Here is an 18977-nt window from a genome sequence, read left to right as displayed (position 1 = left end):
ACTAAAAAAATGAAACTATTCTCTTCTGTACACGATGTTAATGATGTAAATCAACTGGTATCAGAAGCTATCCAGCTTAAGGCATCTCCATTTGCATTCGAAAATCTAGGAAAACATAAAACAATAGGTTTAATTTTCTTAAACCCAAGTTTAAGGACGCGTTTAAGTACGCAAAAAGCAGCCATGAATTTGGGAATGCAAGTGATGGTGATGAATATGGATAAGGAAGGTTGGGCTTTGGAAACCAGAGATGGCGTGATTATGAACGGCACAACCGTAGAGCATATCCGCGAAGCAGCAGGTGTAATGGGCGAATATTGTGATATCATAGGCATCCGTTCTTTTCCGGGATTAAAAGACAGAGAAGAAGATTATTCGGAACTGATTTTTAACAAATTTGTTCAGTTTGCGGGTTGCCCAATTGTAAGTTTAGAATCAGCAACCAGACACCCGTTGCAAAGTTTAGCAGATTTAATCACCATAGAAGAATTAAAACAAACTACAAAGCCAAGAGTAGTTTTAACTTGGGCACCTCACGTAAAACCATTGCCGCAAGCTGTAGCTAACTCATTTGCAGAATGGATGAATAAAGCCGATTACGATTTTGTGATTACCCATCCTGAAGGATATGATCTGGCACCAGAATTTGTAGGAAATGCCATTGTAACTAATAATCAGGACGAAGCTTTAGCTGGGGCTGATTTTGTTTACGTGAAAAACTGGTCTTCTTATAATGATTACGGAAAAATATTGACTGATGGTGATGGCTGGATGTTAACGGACGAAAAATTGAAATTGACCAATAATGCAGGTGTAATGCATTGTTTGCCGGTAAGAAGGGGCTTAGAACTTTCTCATGAAATTTTGGACGGATCGAACTCTTTGGTCCTTAATCAGGCAAATAACAGAGTTTGGGCAGCTCAGGCTGTTTTAAAACAAATGTTGGAGGGCTTGTAGGATGAAAAAAGCACTATGGGTGATAAAAATAGGAGGTAATGTAATAGACAATCCTAATCAATTAGCATTGTTTCTTCATGATTTTGCGCAGTTGGAGGGAGGAAAGATACTCATACATGGCGGAGGGAAAATAGCCACACAAATGGCTGCTCAATTAGGCATAGAAACCCAAATGGTAAACGGAAGACGGATAACAGATGGAGAAATGCTGAATGTAGTAACCATGGTTTATGGAGGTTTGGTAAATAAAAATATTGTTGCCAGATTACAGGCTAATGGAGTTAATGCTATTGGGATGACAGGAGCCGATGCTAATGCTATTAAAGCGGTAAAACGCCCGGTTAAAGAAGTGGATTTTGGATTCGTTGGTGATTTAAAAGAAGATTCTGTAAATCAGGAAATTTTGAGTAAGCTCATCGAAAGCGGGTTGATTCCGGTTTTTTCAGCTTTAACGCATAATGGGCATGGTCAATTGCTAAATACTAATGCAGATACTATAGCATCGGCATTGGCTGTGGGTCTTTCCTCTATATATGAAACTAAACTGATTTATTGTTTCGAAAAAAACGGAGTATTAAAAGATGTTAATAATGATAATTCAGTCATCCAAAATATAAATCCTAGCTTTTTTGAAGAGCTAACTAAAGAAGGGATTATTGCTGATGGGATGTTGCCGAAGCTTCAAAATGCTTTTGATGCAATTTCGAAAGGAGTTAAAGAAGTATATATAGGAAATGCCGCAAAATTATCAGATATTCATCAAGGTGATAATTTTGGAACCTGTTTATCACTTAACTAAACGTGGAGAAAAGTTAATATAAGCAACATTTAGAGCATGTCAAAAAACTCAATAGCCATTTTAGGAACAGGAAATATGGGAGCCTACATTGCCCTTGGTTTATCTAAATCAGGAATGTATGAAGCTTCTTCTATTACTTTAACCAGAAGAAATTTAGCAGCTTTAGAAAGCTACAAAGCGCAAGGATTTAAAGTTCGTAACGATAATATTGCAGCAACTAAAGAGGCAGATATTATTATCTTAGGCATATTACCTCAGCAACTGAATGAGGTTTTAGATCAGATCAAATCGGAAATAGACGAGTCCCGACACTTGATAATTTCTATTATAAGCGGTGTAAGTTCTGCTGATATCAAAAAAAGGCTCAATAAAAATATAGAAGTGATTCGCGTAATGCCAAATACAGCGATAGCGATAAATCAATCTATGACTTGTATTGCAGGAGACCAAGCGAGTGAGGAAAATATAGAGTTGGTTAAAAATATATTTAGCACAGTTGGTGTTGCTATGGTGATTAAAGAAGATTTAATGCCTGCAGCAACCGCTCTTTGTTCCAGCGGAATTGCTTTCTTTTTAAGAACAATAAGAGCAGCGACAGAGGCAGGAGTGCAGATGGGGTTCCATGCGCATGAGGCATTAGAAATGGCTTCGCAAACTGTAAAAGGAGCGGCAGATTTATTAATTCAGTTAGAATCGCATCCAGAAGTGCAGATCGATAAAGTAACTTCACCCAAAGGCTGCACTATTGCAGGGCTTAACGAAATGGAGCATAATGGCTTTAGTTCGGCATTAATTAAAGGAATTACTTTGGCAGGACAGAAAGCAGGTAATTTATTAAATCAAGAAAAATAATTAGAAATGTCTGTAGATAATTTGTTCGAAGATGCATTTCAGCTGTTGAAACAGATGATTGCAATACCTTCCTTTAGCAAAGAAGAAGATAAAACGGCTGATTTGATTCAGGCTTTTTTAATCGAAAGAGGAATTACTCCTCACCGAAAAGGAAATAATTTATGGGTGTTTAATAAATATTTTGATTCTCAAAAACCAACTATTTTATTGAATTCTCATCACGATACCGTAAAACCGAATAAGGGATATACAAAAGATCCATTTAGTCCAGAAGTTTCAGACGGAAAGTTATTTGGATTGGGTAGCAATGACGCAGGCGGATGTCTGGTTTCTTTAATTGCGACTTTCAGACATTTTTACGATAGACAGGATCTGAAATATAATTTTGTATTGGCTGCCACTGCAGAAGAGGAAAACTCGGGAAAAGGTGGGTTAGAATCTATCATTCCCGATTTAGGAGAATGCAATTTTGCTATCGTAGGTGAGCCAACCCAAATGCATTTAGCGGTTGCCGAAAAAGGCTTAATGGTACTGGATTGTCATGCCAAAGGAAAAGCAGGTCATGCCGCAAGAGACGAAGGTGATAATGCGATTTATAAGGCATTAAACGATATACATTGGTTTAAAGATTATCAGTTCGAAAAGGTTTCTCCTACTTTAGGTCCGATAAAAATGTCGGTAACAGTAATCAGTACAGGAACCCATCAACATAATGTAGTGCCGGATTTGTGCTCTTTTGTAGTCGATGTACGTGTAACGGATTGCTATACAAATGAAGAGGTGTTGGAGGTTATTAATCAACATGTGGAATGCGAGGTGGTTCCAAGATCTATCCGATTAAAGCCATCATCAATCCCGATGGACCATCCTATAGTGAAATACGGAATTTCTTTAGGCAGAAATACTTATGGTTCGCCCACCACATCAGATCAGTCATTATTAAATATTCCATCTTTAAAATGTGGACCTGGAGATTCCGCCAGATCACATACAGCAGATGAATTTATCTATGTTGATGAAATCAGAGAGGGAATTGAGATGTATATCAAATTATTGGAAGGAATTAATTAGTGTTGAATGATTAATTCTTGATTTTTAATGATACCGATTGGTATGTAATTAAAAATTTAACATTAAAAATTAATAATTAGAAAATGAAGTTGTGGCAAAAAAACACATCAGTAAATAATCAGGTAGAAGTATTCACGGTTGGTCAGGACAGAGAAATGGATCTGTTTTTGGCTGCTTTTGATGTTTTAGGATCATTGGCGCATACCAAAATGTTAAATAGCATTGGACTTTTAGAAGATGCAGATTTAGCTTTGGTTCAAAAGGAACTGAAAAATATCTATCAGGAAATTGCCGATGGAAAATTCGTTATAGAAGAAGGAGTAGAAGATGTACACTCTCAGGTTGAGCTATTATTAACGCAGCGTGTTGGAGATGCAGGAAAGAAAATACATAGTGGACGTTCTAGAAACGATCAGGTTTTAGTGGATTTAAAGCTGTTTTTTAGACATCAGATCGAAGAATTGGTCAAATCTTCCAGAGAGCTTTTTGATCTTCTGATAGAACTGTCAGAAACACATAAAGACAAGTTACTACCAGGATATACGCATTTGCAAATTGCTATGCCTTCGTCATTTGGCTTATGGTTTGGCGCTTATGCAGAAAGTCTTATTGATGACTTGGAAATGATGTTAGGCGCATTTAAAGTGACTAATAAGAATCCTTTGGGTTCTGCAGCAGGTTACGGCTCATCGTTTCCATTAAACCGTCAAATGACTACAGATTTATTAGGTTTCGAATGTTTAAACTATAACGTGGTTTATGCGCAAATGGGACGTGGTAAAACAGAAAGAATTTTGGCGCAGGCAATGTCTTCTATCGCGGCAACGCTCAATAGAATGGCGATGGATGCTTGTTTATTCATGAATCAAAATTTTGGTTTTGTTAGTTTTCCTGATGAGTTGACTACTGGTTCTAGTATTATGCCACATAAGAAAAACCCGGATGTTTGGGAGCTGATCAGAGGAAGAAGCAATCAGTTACAAGCTTTGCCAAATACGATTTCTATGCTGACAACCAATTTGCCGTCGGGCTATCATAGAGATATGCAGTTGTTAAAGGAAAATATTTTCCCTGCTTTCCAAAGTTTAATGAGTTGTTTGGATATGGCGAAACTGATGTTGAAAAATATCAAGATCAAAGAAAACATCTTAGATGATGAAAAATACACTTACTTGTTTAGCGTAGAAGTGGTGAATAATTTGGTTTTAGAAGGACTGCCTTTCCGCGAAGCTTATAAAAAAGTAGGATTGGATATTGAGGCCGGTCAGTTTGAAACAGATAGAAAGGTGAATCATACACACGAAGGAAGTATTGGTAACCTGAATTTGAAGGAAGTAAAATCTATGATGGACGGACTGCAAACTCAATTTAATTTTGATAAAATTGCGGCGGCTATTGATAGATTGGTAAAATAGAAATTGGGCCGTTTGTGGTTCAGAAAAATAAAGAATTAGAATGAAAGTATCCGTATTAGCATCAACCTTAATTGGTTCAGAAATTATAAAAATTGCTGGTGAAGTCAATGAGATGAAAAGCAGAGGAATTCAGGTTGCCAATTTAACTATTGGTGATTTTGATTCTAATGTTTATCCAATTCCTCAAGAGTTAAAGCAAAATATTGTTGATGCTTATGCAGAAAATCAAACCAATTACCCTCCGGCAGATGGCGTAATGGCACTAAGAGAAAGTGTTTCCCGTTTTCTAAAAGATAGAATGGGCTTGGAGTACGCTGCAAAAAATGAGATTTTAATTTCAGGAGGTTCGAGGCCTTTGATTTATAGTACCTTTTTGTCTGTGGTAGATCCGGGCGATAAAGTTATTTTTCCAACCCCATCCTGGAACAATAATCATTATGCGCATTTACTTTCTGCCGAAGCTGTAGCTTTGCCCGTTAGTGCAGAAAATAATTTTTTACCTACTGCAGCAGATTTAGCTCCACATGTAAAAGGAGCAACGTTAATTGCCGTTTGTTCTCCTTTGAACCCTACGGGAACTATGTTTAGCGAACCTGCACTAAAAGAAATTTGTCAATTAATAGTAGATGAAAATAAATCTCGTAAAGAAGGAGAAAAGCCTCTTTATTTGATGTATGATCAGATGTATGCTCATTTGACTTACGGAGATCATGAACATGTAAACCCTGTTTCATTAATGCCGGAAATGAAAGATTATACCATTTTTATTGACGGCAGCTCTAAGTGTTTTGCAGCAACGGGAGTACGTGTAGGTTGGGGATTTGGTCCTGCCGAAGTAATGGATAAAATGAAAGCTATCGTTGGACATATGGGAGCCTGGGCACCAAAAGCAGAACAGGTTGCTATGGCTAAATATCTGGATCAAACAGAAGCAGTAGATACATTTTTAGCTTCTTTTAAAGCGAAGATAAAGTCAAGTTTAGATTCGCTTTACGAGGGTATAATCGCTTTAAAGAATGAAGGTTTTGCCGTAGATGCCATTGAACCTATGGGCGCTTTATACCTAAGTCTTAAAATTGACTATTTAGGGAAAACTACCCCAGATGGTCAGTTGCTTCAAAAATCTACAGATTTGAACTTCTACTTAATCAGAGAGGCTAATGTAGCTTTGGTTCCTTTCTCTTCTTTTGGTACAGATGATATGTGCTGGTTTAGAGCTTCTGTCGGTGCTTGTTCTAAGGAAGAAATAGTATCAAAATTACCTGCTTTGAAAGCTGCTTTGGCCAAGTTGAAATAAGAATTAATCGCTTTAGCGTCAGATATCTTTAAACCACATACGGACATAGTTTATGTCATAATCTATGTCCGTATGTGGTTTTATTTTTGGAGTCTATGCGGACTTAGGTTCGTCTGTTTAAGAAATCTTGAATTTTGTTTAACGAAGAATGAATAACACTATTCATTTCAGGAGAAAGTTTAAACCAATAAACCAATCCAATATAGATAATAGAGATTAATCCCGATCTTACGATAATATCAAATATAAACCATTTTAAGGAGGGCATTAATCCGATTACAAACAGGATAGTTACACCAATAAAAAGAATAAATAGGTTATTCCAGGATAAGGGTTGTATTTTAAACTTTTTCCAAATGAATAAATAGCGGAATAGGTTAAATAAGAAAGTTGTTAAGGCACTAGCGATAGCTGCGCCAGTAATACCGTATATAGGTATAAAAAGAATGTTTGCGCCAATAGTTAATAGAATAAGAGCAAGGAAAAAATATGTGTCATATTTGTAATATTTGGATGTAGCCAATATAACGCCATTTAAACCTGTCGACATTTCTATTAAACCTCCTAAACTAATAAAGAAAATAACATACTTACCAGCCTCGTATCCTTCGTTTTTCGGCAACATTTCAAATACATTGTCAATATTGGCCCATATCCCAATAAAGATTAATAAACCAATAAGTAACTGATTGATACAACTTTTTTTATATACCGACGCAATACCTGCTAAATCGTTCGACTTCCATTTTTCTGCTACGATTATACTGCCTATACGGTACATAACTCTTGATGGCATAATAACTACCGTCCCAAATATTGCAGTTATTCCGTAAATACCGGTCAAAGAAGTGTTAATCATACCATCTATCATGATCTTATCTATGTATTGAATAATCATGGTTGTAAATCCGGTAATAACGGCAAATAGGCTTACACTGCTTAACATTTGTATTTTCTCTTTATCCAAGAAATCCAGATTTGGAGAGAAATTCAGTTTTTTTTCTTTCTTTAATTTATAAAATATAATAATTGAGGGAATGGTATTGGCAATTAACCATATTGTCAGAAATAAAGAGAAAGGCATAGAAAAGAACAACATTAAGCCCATAGCTATTGCTGTTGTAACTTTTAATACAAACTCTTTTAAAGTTGCGCCGGTTACGGCATCAAAAAAAGCGTTTCTGTTGTAAGTATCAAAAATATTGAAGATCAGATTTGCAACAGTTAATATTAATATAGGAATTGCGTATTCATTTAAGAATGATGTATAGTTGTTTTCGGGGCTGATGGATTGTATGATTAGATACAGTATACAAAAGAATAACGTCCCTACTATTGGAATGGAAGAAAGCAGAAAGAGAAAACCATGATGATTTTTATCTACATTTCTAAAGTAAGGAAAGCATCTGGAGCTGGCCATGAAAATCCCCAAAGATCCCAACTGAACCAAAATCATAGCGTAAGATGTAATTAATTCCAGTACGCCATTTTGTTCGGTAGATAGCCCATGCGAGCGTAAAAGGGTAACACTAAAAAAGCCAACAATTACTCCTAAATAAGAATAAATGGTGCCTTTTATGGTTTGTGCTCCGATTTTACCCATTACGCGTTTATGTCCTCCCAAGCTAATCTAGTGCCTTTCTTTAAATCTTGTTTTACTGTTTTACCCAAAACTTCTTTATAATATTTAGGATGCATTCCGAATCCTGGTCTTATCGATCTTACATTTTTGGATGTAAGAATTTCTCCAGACTTAAGATCTTCAACAATATATAATGATCTGCTAAAATCTCGTCCTGCTTTCTGTTTCTCTGTTAGTGTATAATCTGTTTTTCCAATCGCTTTCTCTGCTTCTCGTACCGCCTTTACCATATCGGTAAACTCTTGTTCATTCATAGAAAATGAGGAGTCTGGACCTCCAATAGAACGGTCTGTGATGAAATGTTTTTCAATAATCTTTGCGCCAAAACACACAGCTACAACCGGAACAGTACTACCCATTGTATGGTCAGATAGTCCTGATATGACTCCAAATCGGTCAATAAAATCTTTTACCATTAGCATATTTGCCTCTTCTATTGGAGCAGGGTATGAGGAAGTACACTTTAACAAAGCAACTTCTTTATTGCCCATGCGATAACAGGCATCTAAAGCTAGGCGAATATCGGCTTCTGTAGCAATACCTGTAGAAAGAATTACGGGTTTTCCTTTTGAGGCTACCAACTCTATCAAAGGAATATCTGTAATTTCAAAAGAAGCAATTTTGTATGCAGGTACATCTAGTTTTTCCAAAAATTCAACTGCAGTAGGGTCAAAAGGAGAAGAGAAGCAAATAAGATTTTCTTCTTCGGCTACTTTAAAAAGTTCTGCATGCCATTCCCAAGGGGTGTAAGCTTGTTGGTAAAGTTCATGAAAAGTAATACCGTCCCAGATAGAACCTGATTTTAATATAAAATCCTCCTTATCGCTTGCAATGGTAATGGTCTCTGCAGTGTATGTTTGCAATTTTATTGCATCAGCGCCAGCTCTTTTTGCTGCTCTAATTGTTTTTATGGCTGTATCTAAACTTCCATTATGGTTTGCAGAAAGTTCCGCTATAATGAAAGTCTTACCCGAATTCAGGTCGAAATTTCCTATTTTCATATACTTGATGGGGTTTTTAAGTTTGGACTTTCCAGTATATCCCCTGGATTTAATATTTCCAGATTTGATCTGGCTCTATCTATAGATATTGCTCCGTTAGGTGTTTTTACAATAACAATTTCGTTTTCGCTCTTAAGGATGAGTCCATTGGGCATCTTGTTGTCGAAGCCAGAATTGTTATAGCTAATTCTATCAATGATAATTTTTTCTTTTCCGAACAAAGTAAATGCTCCCGGGTAAGGATATGTTTGTGCTCTAACCCAATTAAATATACGTTCTTTTTGCCAGTTCCAATCAATTTGCCCATCTTCTGGCGTACGTTTATCAAAATATGTAGCCAAGGAATGATCTTGATGTTTTAGCATTAAAGTCTGATGTTCTACTTCATGGATAATGGATTGCACCATTTCTGGATATATTTCTACATATTTTTCTAAGAGCGATTGCCCTGTATCTTCAACATTAATTGTTACTTTTCTTTGTAAAACAATATCGCCAGTATCACATCCGGAATCAATCAAATGAGCAGTAACGCCTGTTTCTTTTTCGCCATTAATAATAGCCCAAACATGTGGTGTACGTCCGCGGTATTTTGGCAATAAGCTGCCATGAAAGTTAATGGCGTATTTGAACAAAGAGATGGTGTCTTGTTCTATAATAAAAAGGTAATTGATAGATAAAGCAATATCAGCATCAAAACTTTTCGAAAATTCACTTAGTTTTCCATTTCGGGGATTCCCTTTAAATAATGGGATATTGTTTTGAAGAGCAAAGCTTACAATACTTTCTGACTTTGAATCTGTTGCAATGAAGCTGATATCAATTTTGAGATAGATCAACTTCAGTAAAGAATAACCTAAACCTCCAGAAACAAATAAAGCATATTTCATATTATAGTTCCTTAAATAATTTTAATAGGCGTTCTCCTGAAAGGCCGTCGATTAGCTGCCCATTATTTTTCCGTTCAAAATTACCAATATTTTTTAGTAGCTGGCTTATATTTGAGAAATCTCCAGCTTTATGAATGGCGTTTATTTGATGAAATCCCTCATGGATATCCTGTTGATTATCAATGTAATATCCGGAAATGGATTCGCAACCGCAGGCCAGTGCTTCAAATAAAACTCCACTAGCCGGAACAATAGCCCAATCATTTCGGCTCATCACCTTGATCATTTCTTGTTCATTAAGGTTGAAGCTCAGTTTTATTGTTTTTGAAGAAGTATCCAGTCCAGTAATAATTTGATTTAGGCTTTCATGAAAAAGATAAGAGGGGCCTAAAATGACTTCTATCGAATTGAAAAAGCTACTCTGAGCGACAGCTTGTAAGATAGTTGCACTTAGATTTTTTGGGTCAGCGCCGCCAAAGCATATCATAATACTGCCTTGTTTTTTTGGAGATTTCTCTTTATTGGCTTCTTGTAAAAAAGCAGGTCTCAATAAAGCGTAAGGTAATCCCAAAGCAAATTTAGTATATGGCTGTGCTTGATAAAGCTTTTCTGATACATTTGGTGCATGGTTGATAATTAAGTCTGCATAAAAAATTTTATCATGTAAATCGTCGATACAAACTAGTTTATTGCCATTATTTTTAATGCGCAGCTGAAAATCAGAATCTAAATTATAATGATCCAGAACAATGATATCATCGGGATAGATCTGTTGAAAAATATCCTGCTCTTTTACAATTTCTAATAGAGAGAATTTGGTTTTGGCAAGTTCGTCAATAAAAGAGCTGGGAATAGATTTACAGATGAACAGTATTTTAAAATGCTGTTTGAGCGTTTGAGCAAGTGCAAAGCAACGGACCAAATGTCCCATGCCAATATTTGCTCCGCCGTCACAGCGTATAACTATTCTTCTCTTCACGGCTAAACTTTCTTTTGTTCTATATGAGCGTTAATAGCGATCAATTCGGGGTGCTGAAGTAAAATCTCTTCAATCCCATTATAAGGTAAGAGGTCGGCGTCAAAAGTTACTATTAGCTCTTGAATGAGCTGAAAATCTTCCGCAGTATCTACGGTTATCCTTAAATCATTATGATTTTTGGATTGCTTAATATCATAAAACTCGGTATCACCTTTAATGTTTTTTCTGATGTAAGGCGTTACATGTTCCAAGTCAGCGGATTCGGTTGCATTTTTATAGGCGTCTTCTAATAAGCGGAAACTGAAAATTTCAAAATCAAATCCCCGGGCAAAAGTTCTGTCTATAACGTTACTGACATAAAGATTTTCATTATTAAATTTCAGATATTTTTCCATACTGTTTCTGATGAGGTGTGGATCAATCAATGGACAATCAGACGTTACCCTAACAATAATATCTAAATTGTTTTCAACAGCTGCGTTATAAAAACGGCTTAGTACATTTTCTTCACTACCTCGGCTGTAAGGGATGCCTTTATTAATACAGAAATCAATAACCGGATTATCTGTTTCATTGGTTGTGGTAGCCACAATAACCGGAAAACCACTGTGTTTTAGTCGTTCTATGTGATAAGTAAGCAAAGATTTCCCTTTAACTTCCTTCAGAATTTTTCCCGGAAGTCTACTGCTGGTCATTCTTGCTTGGGTAATGATGCCTATATTCAATTTGGATAGTATTATCGTTCGGTAAAACTTAAAACAGTATCAATGACAAATTGCTGATCTTGTTCAGTTAAGCTCTGATACATAGGCAGACTTAAACATTCATCATAATAAGCTTCGGCTAAAGGGAAATCTCCTTTTTTAAAACCTTGTTCCTGATAATATGGCATTAAATGAACAGGAACGTAATGAACTTGAGCAAAAATTTGATTGCTTCTTAAATGCTCATATAAAGCCAGTCTATTTTTTACTTTAATCACATATAAGTGATAAGCATTTCCTTCTACAGAAATAGGTGTGGCTACAGTTGAATTTTTAAAAGCCTCATCGTATCTTTTGGCTAATTCTCTTCTTCGGCTTAAATTATCATTAGCTCTAGTCAATTGAGAAACACCTAAGGCTGCCTGAAAATCTGTTAATCTGTAATTATAGCCCAAAGTTTGCATTTCGTAATACCAAGGTCCTTGAGCTACAGTTTCTTGACTGTTTTTAAATTCAGTAGCATTTTTTGTGATTCCGTGGGTTCTCAGAAGAGTTAGTTTATCAAAAAGATCCTTACTGTTAGTCGTAATCATTCCACCTTCTCCAGTGGCAATATGTTTTACTGGGTGAAAAGAAAATATGCTTAAATCGGCAAAATTTCCATTTCCACAATATTGATCGATATTATGACTATCCTTGAAAAATCCACCAGGGGCGTGGCAAGCATCTTCAACAATCCAAAGATTATGTTCGTCTGCTAATTTTTTGAATTCTTCCAAATTTACTGCATTTCCTGCAAAATCAACCGGAATAATGCCATGAAAATATCCCTTAGGCTTAGATTCGATAAGTTCTTTTACTTTATTGATGTCTAAAAGGAATGTTTTAGGATCTATATCGGCAAAATAAACTTCACCACCACAGTATTTTATACAATTTGCTGAAGCAGCAAAAGTAATTGGAGTAGTAATTACTCTTGTTTTCTCATCAACACCTAGTGCTAAAGCACATAAATGTAATGCTGCTGTTCCGTTAGAAACCGCAACGGCATATTTAGAACCTACATATTCGGCAAACTTTTGTTCAAAAGTTGAAATATGAGGACCTTGTGTTAAAAAATCAGATTGTAAAACATCTACAACTGCTTTTATATCATCTTCGGTTATGGTTTGACGACCGTAAGGAATTGATTTCATCTTTTTTATTTCTATTAAGCAGTAAAATCCGGATATAAATGTTCTTTTATTAATGCTCTTAATTCTTCCGCATTTACCCATTCTGTATTTTCGCCAGAATTATATTGAAATCCTTGTTCTACTAAAACTGCTTTATTTGTTTCGATATATTCCTGTAGATTAAAGTTGGGAAGTTGAGGAAGAATAACATAGTATTTTCCTAAATCGTAGGTAGTAAATGAATCTGATGAAGTAATCATCTCCTCATGAACTTTTTCACCTGGGCGAATTCCAATAATTTCCTGCTTACAATCTGGTCCGACAGCTTTTGCAACCTCTGTAATTTTGTAAGATGGAATTTTAGGAACAAAAATTTCTCCGCCCCACGCAGTTTCCATAGCATGTAAAACCATGTCTACACCACCTTGTAAAGAGATGTTGAAACGAGTCATGTTTGCATCTGTAATAGGAAGTACACCTTCTTTTTTCTTTTTCATGAAAAAAGGAATTACCGAACCATTAGAACCCATTACATTTCCGTAACGTACTACAGAAAACTTGATTTTTTGTTGTCCTCTAATATTATTTGCAGCTACAAAAAGTTTATCAGAAGCTAATTTTGTAGCTCCGTATAAATTAATTGGTGCACAAGCTTTATCTGTAGAAAGTGCAACAACATTGCTAACACCTGTTTCTAAACAAGCATCAATTACATTTTGAGCCCCATGAATATTTGTTTTTACACACTCATCTGGATTATATTCTGCAATAGGAACGTGTTTCATGGCTGCGGCATGAATCACGTAATCGATTCCTTGCATAGCTCTTTTTAAACGATCGTAATCCCTAACATCACCAATAAAATAGCGAATTCCATCATGTTTTGATTTCGGAAATTCTTGTGCCATTTCAAACTGCTTTTGCTCGTCTCTGGAATAAATGACCAATCGTTTTACGTTCGGAAACCTATTTAGTATATTTTTTGTAAGGTGCTTACCTAATGATCCGGTTCCACCAGTAATTAAAATCGATTTATCGTTAAGATCTAACATAATTATTGTTGTTTCTGATGGGCATATTTATCCATCAGTAATTCTATATTCGTAAATAAATCCTTATTCTCTTTAAGCCAATATAAGTCTTTTTTCCACCATTTGAACTGATTTAAAAAGGCAATTTGTTCTTCTGAAAATCTATATTTCAAATGTTTTGCCGGTATCCCACCGACAACGCTATAAGGAGCAACATCTTTAGTTATTACAGCCCCAGAGGCTATAATAGCGCCATTTCCGATGGTGATTCCTGCTTTGATAATTGCATTGGCTCCAATCCATACATCATGACCTATCGTCGTTTCTAAATATTCATCAAACAGATCTTTGTCTAAAATAGATAAACCTCCAGCTTGCCTTTTCGTTGAATAAAATAACGGATGACTGGACACAAATGTTGTACTGGGGTGCGCTCCCAAGCCCAAGCTAACATTAGGGCCTATACAGCAAAAATTTCCGATGTGTGTATGCTGGATCAGGCTGTTTCTAGCGACATAGGTGAAATCTCCAAAGCTTGAGTTACGTATTTTTGAATATTTATATATGGTATTGTAATGTCCAAAAGAACAATTATCAATCTCAACCATATATTCTATTTTAAGGTGTTTATTCCTGTTTTTTAGCTTATAAATCAGTTTTTTATACAGCCAACGAAACCACAATGTAAGAGGGTTAACTAATAATGTTTCCATCAAGAAAGTCTCCTCCTTTCAAAAGCATCTATAAAAGATATTTTGCTGGCATTATAGACTTTAGCATTCAGTGTTTCTGCATATTCGTTAATTGTTTCGTAGCCTTTAAAAACCTTTGTCCAAGCCTCAAATATCTCAGAAACTTTAAAAGTTTCATCTAAATGTAATCCTTTCTTAAAGGGTCTCAGATTAATTTCGACACCTTCATCATAATAATGGACATCTTTTACACACAAAATATTCTGATCATTTACACTAATATTCTCATGCCAGGTATGATCGGATCCGAGAATATAAATGGTTTGGGTTCCCATGTTTAGCGCTAAGAATAAACAGGCGACCAAAACATTCTGGCTTTGCGGCATAGCAAGGTTTTTTTTAAAAAAATAATGTTTTAAATTTTTAAACCCCTTAAATATAGTGTAATTGTAGAAGATTATTTTGACTTTCTCCGATTCCAAATCTCTTATAGCGTTGGATTTTTTTGCCTGAACCGGAAAGAGCAATGTAAGAGGCCAGTTCGTTTTTTCTGTTATCGCTTTATAAATCTTAGAGGATAATTCATTTTCTGAAATCCATAATCCCGGATCATGCATAACGTAATAATCTGGCTTTAATAGCTCATACTCTTTCGTTAAAGCAAAACTGTTTACAGCTATTAGTTGGTATTGACGCAAAATCGAAGCATACTCTGCTAAAGAATCTGCCAAAGAAGGTCCGTTCCCTAAAATGATACATTCTTTACCACCTTTAGGAAGGTTTTTTTTGTGACTAAAATCAGATTGTAGCAAGATTTTTACGATAGAAACAGAGGAGCTTATAACATTCGTTAAAAAACTGTCTATAGTATTGTACACTTGTTCTAGCCGTTTCATTTTCTGCAAATTTATTAAATAAATGCTTTATCTTGTCTGGAGCATCAAATAAAAGCCTGTAAATTTTTTAAGTTTGGCTTATATTTCTAAAATAGGGAAAGATGTCTCAAAAATCGCCAATCCTTTCAGTAATAACAGTTGTTTATAACGATGAAAAAAACATCGAACGTACCATTAAATCTATTTTAAGACAAACTTATCCTCATATTGAGTACATTGTTGTTGATGGAGCTTCTAACGACAATACCCTTAATATTATCAATAAATATAAAGACCAGATAGCTAAAATAATATCCGAACCAGATAAAGGAATTTACGATGCCATGAATAAGGCATTAAAGATCGCTAGTGGAGATTATCTGCTTTTTATGAATTCTGGAGATGAAATTTATGCAGATAATACTGTTTCTGATTTATTTTCTTTAATACCGGATGCAGATATTTATTATGGGGAAACCGAGATGATTAACGATAAGCTTGAGAGTTTAGGAAGAAGAAGGCATCAGGCTCCTGATAATTTTACGTGGAAAGGTTTTAAATATGGTATGAGCATTTGCCATCAGGCAATTTATGCTAAACGATCTTTAGCGGATTATTATGATAACGAACATTACCAACTAAGTGCCGATATTGATTGGATATTAAATATTGCTAAGAAATCTAAGAAAATTGTAAACGCAAATGTTTATGTGGCTAAGTATTTGGTAGGTGGAATGTCCAAGAAAAAACACTGGCAAAGTTTAAAAGAACGCTATCGTATACTTCGTAAATTTTATGGAGTGATTCCTAATTTTTTCAACCATATAATAATTGGTATGAATTTAGCGTTTTATTGGCTGAAACATCAAAAGACAAACGACTAAAAACAACAATCCCAGCTTTTGTGGAGCCGGGACTTAGGTTTTTTTGGTCGGTTTAAGCTTTCTGCTCTTGCGATTTTTGTCTAAAAATTGCAAAAGCAAGAATTAAAGATAATAATACTGAACCAATTAACGAAATATTTTCTCCAAAATAATATGATTTTGGTTCAAATTTCCATTCAATAGTATGGTTTCCGCCTGGTAATTCTGCTGCCCTTAATACATAATTAGCCCTTATATATGGCGTCTCTTCTCCATCAACGTACATTTTCCAACCTTTTGGATACCATATTTCAGAAAATACGGCAATCGATTTTTTGCTCGTACTATATTCATATTTAAGATGATCGGGGTGGTAGCTTACCAGTTCAATCTTAGCACCCTCGCTTGTACCTAGTTTATTCAGATCTAAAGAGGTTTTAAATTCATCATTAATAATGGCTTCTTTCTTAGGGTCGAAAGAACTAATAGCAGCCATTTCTTCATCATTGTTTTTGACAAACTGTATGTTATCTACAAACCAGGCATGCCCACAAGCGGTTTGGTTTATTTTCATCGAAACGTTTTGACCTTCTTGACCAGAAGTAATAAAATATTTCGTATTTAACATATCCAGTACATCTTGATTAATACTTCCTGAAAATTGTTTTTCTATTAATTCCTGCAACCTTTTCAGTTTAGCAGCATGATATCCGCCAATCGTTTTATGAAAATAGGTAGCATTGGCACTACTGAAAGTGGGGATAGTTAAATCCAATACTCTAAAATCGGGATCTTTGTCTCTTAATATAAAATCATCTACCTCTCTGGCTTTCCATTGCTGGCTTAGAACAGACTTAGATACGAATTTTTCATTGTTTAAATATCTTTTGTCCACAGTCCACATATCGGCTAGAATAACTACGCCCATTGCAATAAGTGTGGTATTTACATTAAGTTTTTTGGTTATGATAGCCCAAACGGAAACAAATGCAATAATTACAAATGCCAAAGATCTTAATGCATCAGCTTTAAATAAGGCTATTCTGTCGTCTATTAATGCTTGGGCAATACTGTTTGCAAAACCAGTATCTCCTACTAATTGGTTGAGTTGATTAATAAAGTCTTGATGATTTTCTGCTCTGAAATTAAAGAAAAGTGTTGGAATTAGCCAGAGAACAACCAGGATTCCACCTATAATATAACCGGATAATTTCAGCTTTTTTATAAGCCATTGTTGGTCGTTTTTAGGTTTTAAAGACTCAACGATAGCCATAATTGCTAATATGGGGAAACATAATGAGGCAATTACTAAAATAGACTCTACCGCTCTAAATTTATTGTATAGAGGGAAATAATCAAAAAAGATATTAGATATCAGGTCAAAATATTTTCCGAAAGAAAGTACAATACTTAATAAGGTTGCGCTTAAAAGCCACCATTTTAATTTCGATTTTACTACAAATAGCCCATATATGAATAAGAAGAAAACAATTGCTCCAAAATACCATGGTCCCGAAGTAAATGGTTTTGGTCCCCAATATGTAGGCATTTGTTGAGCAAAACCTTCCGCTTGTTGTACATCTACTCCTTTGTCTTTTAATACTTTTGCTACATGCGAGTTGCCATCAAGTGTTGGACTGGAGGCTCCTCCATAAGCATTCGGAATAAGAAAAGTAATACATTCTCCAATGCCTTGACTCCATTGGTAGGCATATTCTTTGTCAAGACCAGTGCTTTTTTCTGTTGGCTCTTGCGTAAGGTTAGCCTTTCCTCTAATAGATAACTGCCCATATTCATAAGTTGTCCAAAGCATGCTGAAATTTACAGCTATAGCAACAATAACAGCTATAATCAGAAAACCTGTGGATTTTAAATATGTTTTAAAGGTTTTTGTTTTATAGGCATGGATGAGGTAAATAAGCATTAATATGAGAAGAGCAATAAACAAATAATAAGTCATCTGAATATGATTGGCTCTTATTGCTAGCGAAATAAACAGGGCACTTATTCCGGCTCCCAGCCAGTATTTTCCTCTTAAAGTAAGTAGTAAACCTGCTAAAATAGGGGCGAAAAAACCTATGGCAAGTGCTTTATTACCATGTCCTGCTTCAATAATGATGAAATTATAAGAAGAAAATGCAAAAGCAAGTGCACCTATAACAGATAAGATAATACGAGTAGGTTTACTGAGGGTTTTAACCGGTGCCAAAAGAACGGTAAATAAAAAATAACTTCCTATAAGATATAGCATTACCATATCTACAGGATTAGGAAACATAGCTCTAAATCCGCTTAAAATGTATGTGGTGATGTTTTTTGGGTATGTTGCCCAGATCTGATACGAAGGCATGCCACCAAACATCGCATTTGTCCATAAAGGAGCTTTTCCGTCTTTTTCTTTAAAAGCCATGATTTCTCTTTGCATAGCCTCTGCCTGAGAAACATCATGTTGAACCAATACCTTTCCCTGGAAAGCTGGAGTGAAATAAACAAAGCAGAGTGCTACAAAAAAAACGATGATGGCTAAATGAACGCCATTTTTCTTAAACCAGTTATTCATTTGTATTAAAAAGTTGAACACCAAAAATAGAAAAATACGTGATATATATACCTTTATATAAAGGTTAAATTTTGCTTTTATAAGTTTTTAGAAAATGGCAGCCCGTATTTTTTTAGAAATTACGACTTGTAGAATCAAGGTTGAAAATAAAAAAGCTACCAGAAATAAGTGTTC

General features: G+C 35.3%; 17 protein-coding genes. 7 read left to right on the top strand and 10 right to left on the bottom strand.

Annotated elements, in window-relative coordinates; all coding sequences use genetic code 11:
- Window positions 1-9 precede the first annotated feature (9 nt).
- The 6 genes from ACFSAH_RS04220 (at window position 10) to ACFSAH_RS04195 (ending at window position 6391) form a co-directional block, all read left to right on the top strand.
- Window positions 10-957: a Rossmann-fold NAD(P)-binding domain-containing protein gene (locus tag ACFSAH_RS04220; RefSeq protein ID WP_379661450.1), complete on the top strand. Its 948-nt coding sequence runs from the start codon at window positions 10-12 to the stop codon at window positions 955-957.
- A 1-nt stretch (window position 958) separates the two neighbouring features.
- Window positions 959-1756 carry an acetylglutamate kinase gene (gene argB / locus ACFSAH_RS04215; protein ID WP_379661449.1) on the top strand — a complete coding sequence of 266 codons (798 nt, stop codon included), beginning with the start codon at window positions 959-961 and terminating at the stop codon, window positions 1754-1756.
- A 36-nt stretch (window positions 1757-1792) separates the two neighbouring features.
- On the top strand, window positions 1793-2608 hold the full coding sequence (gene proC / locus ACFSAH_RS04210) for a pyrroline-5-carboxylate reductase (protein WP_379661448.1): 816 nt from the start codon (window positions 1793-1795) through the stop codon (window positions 2606-2608).
- A 6-nt stretch (window positions 2609-2614) separates the two neighbouring features.
- Window positions 2615-3679, top strand: coding sequence for a M20 family metallo-hydrolase (locus ACFSAH_RS04205; protein WP_379661447.1), 1065 nt, complete (start codon window positions 2615-2617; stop codon window positions 3677-3679).
- Window positions 3680-3762: 83 nt separating this feature from the next.
- Window positions 3763-5094, top strand: a complete 1332-nt coding sequence (argH, locus tag ACFSAH_RS04200) for an argininosuccinate lyase (protein WP_379661446.1) — start codon at window positions 3763-3765, stop codon at window positions 5092-5094.
- Between the two features lie 40 nt (window positions 5095-5134).
- Window positions 5135-6391, top strand: coding sequence for a pyridoxal phosphate-dependent aminotransferase (locus ACFSAH_RS04195; protein ID WP_379661445.1), 1257 nt, complete (start codon window positions 5135-5137; stop codon window positions 6389-6391).
- 103 nt (window positions 6392-6494) lie between these two features.
- Here the strand turns inward: ACFSAH_RS04195 and ACFSAH_RS04190 are convergent, their stop codons facing one another.
- From ACFSAH_RS04190 to ACFSAH_RS04150, 9 genes are all read right to left on the bottom strand, one after another.
- On the bottom strand, window positions 6495-7994 hold the full coding sequence (locus tag ACFSAH_RS04190) for a lipopolysaccharide biosynthesis protein (RefSeq protein ID WP_379661444.1): 1500 nt from the start codon (window positions 7992-7994) through the stop codon (window positions 6495-6497).
- On the bottom strand, window positions 7994-9034 hold the full coding sequence (gene pseI, locus ACFSAH_RS04185) for a pseudaminic acid synthase (protein WP_379661443.1): 1041 nt from the start codon (window positions 9032-9034) through the stop codon (window positions 7994-7996). Before pseI ends, ACFSAH_RS04190 begins: the two co-directional genes overlap by 1 nt.
- Window positions 9031-9924, bottom strand: coding sequence for a methionyl-tRNA formyltransferase (locus ACFSAH_RS04180; RefSeq protein ID WP_379661442.1), 894 nt, complete (start codon window positions 9922-9924; stop codon window positions 9031-9033). The genes pseI and ACFSAH_RS04180 overlap by 4 nt, the downstream gene beginning before the upstream one ends.
- 1 nt (window position 9925) lies before the next feature.
- On the bottom strand, window positions 9926-10903 hold the full coding sequence (gene pseG / locus ACFSAH_RS04175; protein ID WP_379661441.1) for a UDP-2,4-diacetamido-2,4,6-trideoxy-beta-L-altropyranose hydrolase: 978 nt from the start codon (window positions 10901-10903) through the stop codon (window positions 9926-9928).
- Window positions 10904-10905: 2 nt separating this feature from the next.
- Window positions 10906-11628 (bottom strand): cytidylyltransferase domain-containing protein, encoded by a 723-nt coding sequence (locus ACFSAH_RS04170; RefSeq protein WP_379661440.1) that lies wholly within the window; start codon window positions 11626-11628, stop codon window positions 10906-10908.
- An 11-nt stretch (window positions 11629-11639) separates the two neighbouring features.
- Window positions 11640-12803: a UDP-4-amino-4,6-dideoxy-N-acetyl-beta-L-altrosamine transaminase gene (gene pseC / locus ACFSAH_RS04165; RefSeq protein ID WP_379661439.1), complete on the bottom strand. Its 1164-nt coding sequence runs from the start codon at window positions 12801-12803 to the stop codon at window positions 11640-11642.
- 14 nt (window positions 12804-12817) lie between these two features.
- Window positions 12818-13834, bottom strand: coding sequence for a UDP-N-acetylglucosamine 4,6-dehydratase (inverting) (gene pseB / locus ACFSAH_RS04160; RefSeq protein ID WP_379661438.1), 1017 nt, complete (start codon window positions 13832-13834; stop codon window positions 12818-12820).
- Window positions 13835-13836: 2 nt separating this feature from the next.
- Window positions 13837-14421 carry a CatB-related O-acetyltransferase gene (locus ACFSAH_RS04155; protein ID WP_379661437.1) on the bottom strand — a complete coding sequence of 195 codons (585 nt, stop codon included), beginning with the start codon at window positions 14419-14421 and terminating at the stop codon, window positions 13837-13839.
- A gap of 104 nt (window positions 14422-14525) precedes the next feature.
- Window positions 14526-15401 (bottom strand): 6-hydroxymethylpterin diphosphokinase MptE-like protein, encoded by an 876-nt coding sequence (locus ACFSAH_RS04150; RefSeq protein WP_379661436.1) that lies wholly within the window; start codon window positions 15399-15401, stop codon window positions 14526-14528.
- A gap of 101 nt (window positions 15402-15502) precedes the next feature.
- On the opposite strand from ACFSAH_RS04150, the gene ACFSAH_RS04145 reads away from it, so the two are divergent.
- On the top strand, window positions 15503-16264 hold the full coding sequence (locus ACFSAH_RS04145; RefSeq protein WP_379661435.1) for a glycosyltransferase family 2 protein: 762 nt from the start codon (window positions 15503-15505) through the stop codon (window positions 16262-16264).
- Between the two features lie 52 nt (window positions 16265-16316).
- Here ACFSAH_RS04145 and ACFSAH_RS04140 read toward each other — a convergent pair whose 3' ends face one another.
- Window positions 16317-18803 carry a YfhO family protein gene (locus ACFSAH_RS04140; RefSeq protein WP_379661434.1) on the bottom strand — a complete coding sequence of 829 codons (2487 nt, stop codon included), beginning with the start codon at window positions 18801-18803 and terminating at the stop codon, window positions 16317-16319.
- Window positions 18804-18977: the final 174 nt, after the last annotated feature.

Origin of the sequence: Pseudopedobacter beijingensis, from assembly GCF_042678145.1 — a bacterium.
Lineage (GTDB): Bacteria > Bacteroidota > Bacteroidia > Sphingobacteriales > Sphingobacteriaceae > Pseudopedobacter > Pseudopedobacter beijingensis.
Note: the sequence above shows the minus strand (reverse complement) of the source record. Positions and strands in the feature narration are given on the sequence as shown.

Coding starts and splice junctions, on each gene's coding strand:
- ACFSAH_RS04220 (WP_379661450.1), top strand. CDS start 10: ATGAAACTATTCTCTTCTGTACACGATGTTAATGATGTAAATCAACTG.
- argB (WP_379661449.1), top strand. CDS start 959: ATGAAAAAAGCACTATGGGTGATAAAAATAGGAGGTAATGTAATAGAC.
- proC (WP_379661448.1), top strand. CDS start 1,793: ATGTCAAAAAACTCAATAGCCATTTTAGGAACAGGAAATATGGGAGCC.
- ACFSAH_RS04205 (WP_379661447.1), top strand. CDS start 2,615: ATGTCTGTAGATAATTTGTTCGAAGATGCATTTCAGCTGTTGAAACAG.
- argH (WP_379661446.1), top strand. CDS start 3,763: ATGAAGTTGTGGCAAAAAAACACATCAGTAAATAATCAGGTAGAAGTA.
- ACFSAH_RS04195 (WP_379661445.1), top strand. CDS start 5,135: ATGAAAGTATCCGTATTAGCATCAACCTTAATTGGTTCAGAAATTATA.
- ACFSAH_RS04190 (WP_379661444.1), bottom strand. CDS start 7,994: ATGGGTAAAATCGGAGCACAAACCATAAAAGGCACCATTTATTCTTAT.
- pseI (WP_379661443.1), bottom strand. CDS start 9,034: ATGAAAATAGGAAATTTCGACCTGAATTCGGGTAAGACTTTCATTATA.
- ACFSAH_RS04180 (WP_379661442.1), bottom strand. CDS start 9,924: ATGAAATATGCTTTATTTGTTTCTGGAGGTTTAGGTTATTCTTTACTG.
- pseC (WP_379661439.1), bottom strand. CDS start 12,803: ATGAAATCAATTCCTTACGGTCGTCAAACCATAACCGAAGATGATATA.
- pseB (WP_379661438.1), bottom strand. CDS start 13,834: ATGTTAGATCTTAACGATAAATCGATTTTAATTACTGGTGGAACCGGA.
- ACFSAH_RS04155 (WP_379661437.1), bottom strand. CDS start 14,421: ATGGTTGAGATTGATAATTGTTCTTTTGGACATTACAATACCATATAT.
- ACFSAH_RS04150 (WP_379661436.1), bottom strand. CDS start 15,401: ATGAAACGGCTAGAACAAGTGTACAATACTATAGACAGTTTTTTAACG.
- ACFSAH_RS04145 (WP_379661435.1), top strand. CDS start 15,503: ATGTCTCAAAAATCGCCAATCCTTTCAGTAATAACAGTTGTTTATAAC.
- ACFSAH_RS04140 (WP_379661434.1), bottom strand. CDS start 18,803: ATGAATAACTGGTTTAAGAAAAATGGCGTTCATTTAGCCATCATCGTT.